We start from the raw sequence: 4,838 nt of genomic DNA on the forward strand, positions 1-4,838 counted from the left end.
TTGTCGAGGGCGCCGCGGATGGCGATGCCGCCGAGGTCGGATCCCGAGAAGTCCTTCAGTGCGCCCTGCAGGCGTCCCATCGGGGTGCGGGCCCCCGCAACAATGACTGAACTGGTCACGACTTCCTCCAACGATCACGAGCGAGTCGGCGGGACCCGCGACCACCGTCGCGGCACCCCATCCGACTGAGAACTACCAAAACGGTAGCGCTAACGTCGGGGGTATGACACAGACCACCCCCGCCGGCTCCCCGCTGGCCTCCGAACTGGTGACCGCCATCGATCATGTCGGCATCGCGGTTCCCGATCTCGACGCCGCCATCGCCTGGTATGGCGAACACCTGGGCCTGGTGTCGACGCACGAGGAGGTGAACGAGGAGCAGGGTGTCCGCGAGGCGATGCTGTCCGTTCCCGGCAGCCCGGACGGCAGCACCGCGATCCAGCTGCTCGCACCGCTCAACGAGGCCTCGACGATCGCGAAGTTCATCGATCGCAACGGTCCGGGCATCCAGCAGATGGCGTACCGGGTGACCGATCTCGACGCGATCTCCGAGCGGTTGCGCGCGGGCGGGGTCCGGCTGCTGTACGACGCACCGAAGCGGGGCACCGCCGATTCGCGCATCAACTTCCTGCACCCCAAGGACGCGGGCGGCGTGTTGGTCGAGCTCGTCGAGCCTGCGGCCAACCCCACCCACTGAGCGCAGACCGCGGCCGCACTCGTCGGCGCCGCACTCGATAGGCAGCCCCACCGTGCGCCCACCCCCGCGGGCGCACGGTGGCGCACGTCACAACCCACCTGCCCTGCCCCCCACGTCCGCCACCGGCGGTAAATTGGTACGCATGGCCTACGATCACGACCGCGGGATGCCGTTCACCATCGTCCGCAAGGGATACGACAAGGACGAGGTTCGGCGTTACTTCGACCGTTTCGACACCGAGCTGCGCGTCACCGCCACCGACCGTGACGCTGCGGCCGCCCAGGCCCGTGATCTCGCGCATCAGCTCGAGGACTCCCGCGACGAGATCGATTCGCTGCGCAAGGACGTCGATCGACTGTCGGTTCCGCCGACCACCGCGGAGGGAATGAGCGAGCGCATCTCCCGCATGCTGCGGCTGGCCTCGGACGAGGCGTCCGAGGTGCGGGCGAAGGCGCAGGCCGACGCCGCCGAAATGGTCTCGATCGCCGAGCAGGACGCCACCGCATTGCGCGGCAAGTACGAGGCGAAGCTCGCCGAGCTCACCGATCGCCGGTCCGCGATGGAGACCGAGCATGAGCAGACCATGGCCCGCGCCCGCACCGAGGCCGCCCGCACCGTCGAGGCTGCGCAGTCCGAGGCCGCCCGACTCGAGGCCGAGTCCGACGCGAAGCGCACGCGGATTCAGCAGGACTTCGAGATCACGATGAGCGAGCGGCGCACCAAGGTCGTCACCGCGGTCGAGGAACTCGAGGCGTCCAGCAAGGCCGAGGCCGAGCGCCGACTGACCGATGCGACGAACGAGGCGCGCCGACGCCTGCAGACGGCGACCGAGCAGGCCGAGAAGCGCATCGCCCACGCGAAGGAACTTGCCGAGGAGCTGCGCGTCCTTCGGGGCCGAATTCTCGCTCAGCTCTTGGGAATTCGAGGGCAGCTCGACTCCGTTCCGGCCATGCTCGCCTCCGTCAACCGGGAGGGCCAGTTGCTCGACGGCGTGGCGGAGTCGAAGAAGGGCGACGACGACGCGGACGACCAGTCGAACCGCGCCGACCACGACCCGGAGGACGAGGAGCGCGGCGGATCGAATAAGCCCGCAGCCCCGAAGACCGGTCAGAAACCGGTCACGACCAACGTCGGGTGATCCCGCGCGATCCGCGCCCGTTCCAGCAGCCGGTGTGCCAGTGCCTGCGGTCCTCGGCCCCGCCGAGCCCGTCGGCAGGCCACGCCACCACATGCGCGACGCCCGTCTGGATCTCGTGGTCACATCCGGGGCACCGGTAGGTCTTGACCGCCCGGGTCCCGGGGATCTGCCGCACCAGATAGCGCTCGTCGCCGTGACCGCCGGGGCCGCTCTCGGCGCGGGGCCCGTTCAGCCCCACCGGCGACGGGGCGCCGGACCTGCGATTGTTGTTGCGTCGAGGCATGGGATCAGCGTAGCCACTGCCCGGCGACCCGGTCAGAAGAGCCGGAACTCGGTGCTCTCGATACCCCGCATCGCCTCGTAGTCCAGGATCAGGCACCGGATTCCGCGATCCTCGGCGAGGGTCCGCGCCTGGGGCTTGATCTGCTGCGCGGCAAAGACACCCGTGACCGGGGCGAGCAGCGGATCGCGGTTGAGCAGCTCGAGATAGCGGGTCAGCTGCTCGACGCCGTCGATCTCGCCGCGACGCTTGATCTCAACGGCGACCGACGCGCCCCGCTCGTCCCGGCACAGGAGGTCAACCGGGCCGATCGCCGTCATGTATTCGCGCCGCACCAGGCTGTAGCCGTCACCGAGGGTCTCGACGTGCTCGGCGAGCAGTTCCTGAAGGTGCGCCTCGACGCCGTCCTTCACCAGCCCCGGATCGAGACCGAGTTCGTGCGACGAATCGTGTTCGATCTCATCGATCGTGATCCGCAGCTCCTCGCCGGCCTTGTTCGTCACCACCCACAGCGCCCGGCCGTCGTCGTCGCCGTTCTCGACCAACCAGCACGGCGGACTCATCCAGTTGAGGGGCTTGTACGCCCGATCATCGGCGTGGATGCTCACCGAGCCGTCCGACTTCACCAGCAGCAACCTGCGTGCCATCGGCAGGTGGGAGGTGAGTCGTCCGACATAGTCGACCTGGCAGCTGGCAATCACGAGACGCACGGCCACCACCCTAGATCACCGCCAGCCCGATGCCCTCATGCCTCGCACCACCGCCGGCATCTCCCCGTTACTGTGAGTCACACCATGCGCCTACCCCGCACCACCGCACCGCTCGGGTCACCGATCCTCGGCGATGTCGACGAGAGTCCCCGCATTCGCCGGATCCGCGTCCAGATTCTGCTCACCACCTCGCTGATGCTGTCGAACCTCATCGGTGCGCTGCTCGTCGGCCTGCTGTTCCTCGTCGTCATTCCGGGGCCGGAGTTGTTCACCCGCGAGTTTCTCGTCGTCAACGCCGTGATCGCTCCGCTGTACGTCGGAGTTGCGCTGATGATCGGCACCGCGTGGGGGACGACGATGGGCATCCGGGACCTGCGCTGGGCGGTTCGCGGACAGGTCCCGACCCGCCGCGAGGCCGCGGCGGCGCTCGCGATGCCATGGCGGCTGACGTGCATCCAGATCGTGTTGTGGGCGGGTGGGTTCGCCCTCTTCACCACCGCCTACGGCCTGCTCGATCCGGAGACCATTCCGAAGGTCTCGCTCACCATTGCGATGGGTGCGATCACGGTGTGCGCGTTTAGCTATCTGCTCAGCGAGTTCTCGTTGCGCCCCGCGGCAGCGCGCGCCCTCGAGGCAGGCGATCCACGACGGGTGCGGATCTCGGGTGTCACCGGACGCGGACTGCTCGCGTGGGTGCTCGGGACCGGCGTCCCGGTGGTGGGATTGATGCTGGTGGCGGTATTCAGCCTGGTCCGGCGCGATGTGGACGCCACCCAGGTGAACGTCTCGATTCTTGCGCTCGGCGGCGTCACTCTGGTGTGCGGATTTGCCCTCACCCTGCTCGGACTCGGAGCGACCGTCGCACCGATCCGGGCCGTCCGGGGGGCGATGTCTCGCATCGAGCAGGGCGACCTCGACGCCGAGGTTCTCGTGTACGACGGCACCGAACTCGGCGAACTCCAGAGCGGATTCAATCGGATGGCCGAGGGTCTGCGGGAACGGGACCACATCCAGGAGTTGTTCGGTCGGCATGTTGGCCGCGACGTCGCGGCGGCGGCGATCGCGCGGGACCCGGAACTCGGTGGCGAGGAGCGCCAGATCGCCGCCTTCTTCATCGACCTTGTCGGGTCGACGGAGATCGCCGCGACCCGCCCGCCTCGAGAGGTCGTCGACCTGCTGAACCGGTTCTTCGCGGTGGTGGTCGACGAGGTCGACGCGCACGGCGGCCTAATCAACAAGTTCGAAGGTGACGCCGCCCTCGCCATCTTCGGCGCCCCGGCGGATCTCGACAGCCCCGAGCGATGCGCGCTCGCCGCGGCCCGACGCATCCGGGACCGCCTCCTCAATGAGGTGCCCGACTGTCGGGCGGCGATCGGAGTCGCCGCGGGAATCGCGGTGGCAGGCAATATCGGTGCCCGCGATCGCTTCGAGTACACGGTGATCGGGGATCCCGTCAACGAGGCAGCGCGCCTGTGCGAACTGGCGAAGTCCATCCCCGGCGCCCTTGTCGCATCCGAGCGCACGGTCGCCGCAACCGATGGGCTCGCGGACGGAACCTGGGTCCTCGGCGAGTCCGTCACCCTGCGCGGCCGCACCACCCCGACCCGCCTCGCCACCCCTGCCTGAGGGGCTCCGCGACCGAGTGCACGTTGGGTCGGGCGAACCCCGGCCAGCAGGCCGAACTCCCCTGTGCACACCCGTTCTGCTGCATGCACACGGGAGTTCGGCGCTGAATACCCGTGCGGATGCCGCATTCCCCGTGTGCACACCTCGTCTGCGTGATGCATGCCGGCGGTCGCGTGTGCCCCCGAGGCGAGGCCAGCAATACCCGTGCCGACCCGGCAGCGGGCGTGTGCACATAGGTCTTGCTGCGTGCACACTGGTGTTCGGCGCGCAATCTGTCTGCGGACGCGGCAGTGGGCGGGTGCACACCCGCGGTGTCACCGCCGCATGCGTTGGCTGGCGGGCGGCGTCGGTGCTGGGTCCGTGGTCGGGCCGGCGGCAGCGGCGTGG

General features: G+C 68.9%; 5 protein-coding genes. 3 read left to right on the forward strand and 2 right to left on the reverse strand.

Annotated features, from left to right (window positions below; translation table 11 throughout):
• Positions 1 to 223: 223 nt before the first annotated feature.
• Both mce and ACWF62_RS20290 read left to right on the forward strand, forming a co-directional pair.
• Entirely contained in the window at positions 224 to 697 is a 474-nt protein-coding gene (gene mce, locus ACWF62_RS20285; RefSeq protein ID WP_378506413.1) for a methylmalonyl-CoA epimerase, read from the forward strand.
• A gap of 142 nt (positions 698 to 839) precedes the next feature.
• Positions 840 to 1,835, forward strand: coding sequence for a coiled-coil domain-containing protein (locus ACWF62_RS20290; RefSeq protein ID WP_378506412.1), 996 nt, complete (start codon positions 840 to 842; stop codon positions 1,833 to 1,835).
• Here the strand turns inward: ACWF62_RS20290 and ACWF62_RS20295 are convergent.
• Positions 1,816 to 2,118, reverse strand: a complete 303-nt coding sequence (locus ACWF62_RS20295; RefSeq protein WP_378506411.1) for an ATP/GTP-binding protein — start codon at positions 2,116 to 2,118, stop codon at positions 1,816 to 1,818. The genes ACWF62_RS20290 and ACWF62_RS20295 overlap by 20 nt on opposite strands.
• Before the next feature lie 32 nt (positions 2,119 to 2,150).
• On the reverse strand, positions 2,151 to 2,825 hold the full coding sequence (nucS, locus tag ACWF62_RS20300) for an endonuclease NucS (RefSeq protein WP_378506410.1): 675 nt from the start codon (positions 2,823 to 2,825) through the stop codon (positions 2,151 to 2,153).
• A gap of 84 nt (positions 2,826 to 2,909) precedes the next feature.
• Between nucS and ACWF62_RS20305 the strand changes: the two genes are divergently transcribed.
• The gene (locus ACWF62_RS20305; RefSeq protein WP_452631200.1) at positions 2,910 to 4,451 is read left to right on the forward strand and encodes an adenylate/guanylate cyclase domain-containing protein; all 1,542 of its coding nucleotides are present in this window, start codon (positions 2,910 to 2,912) and stop codon (positions 4,449 to 4,451) included.
• The last annotated feature ends 387 nt before the right edge of the window (positions 4,452 to 4,838 follow it).

Source organism: Rhodococcus sp. NPDC054953, assembly GCF_053609225.1.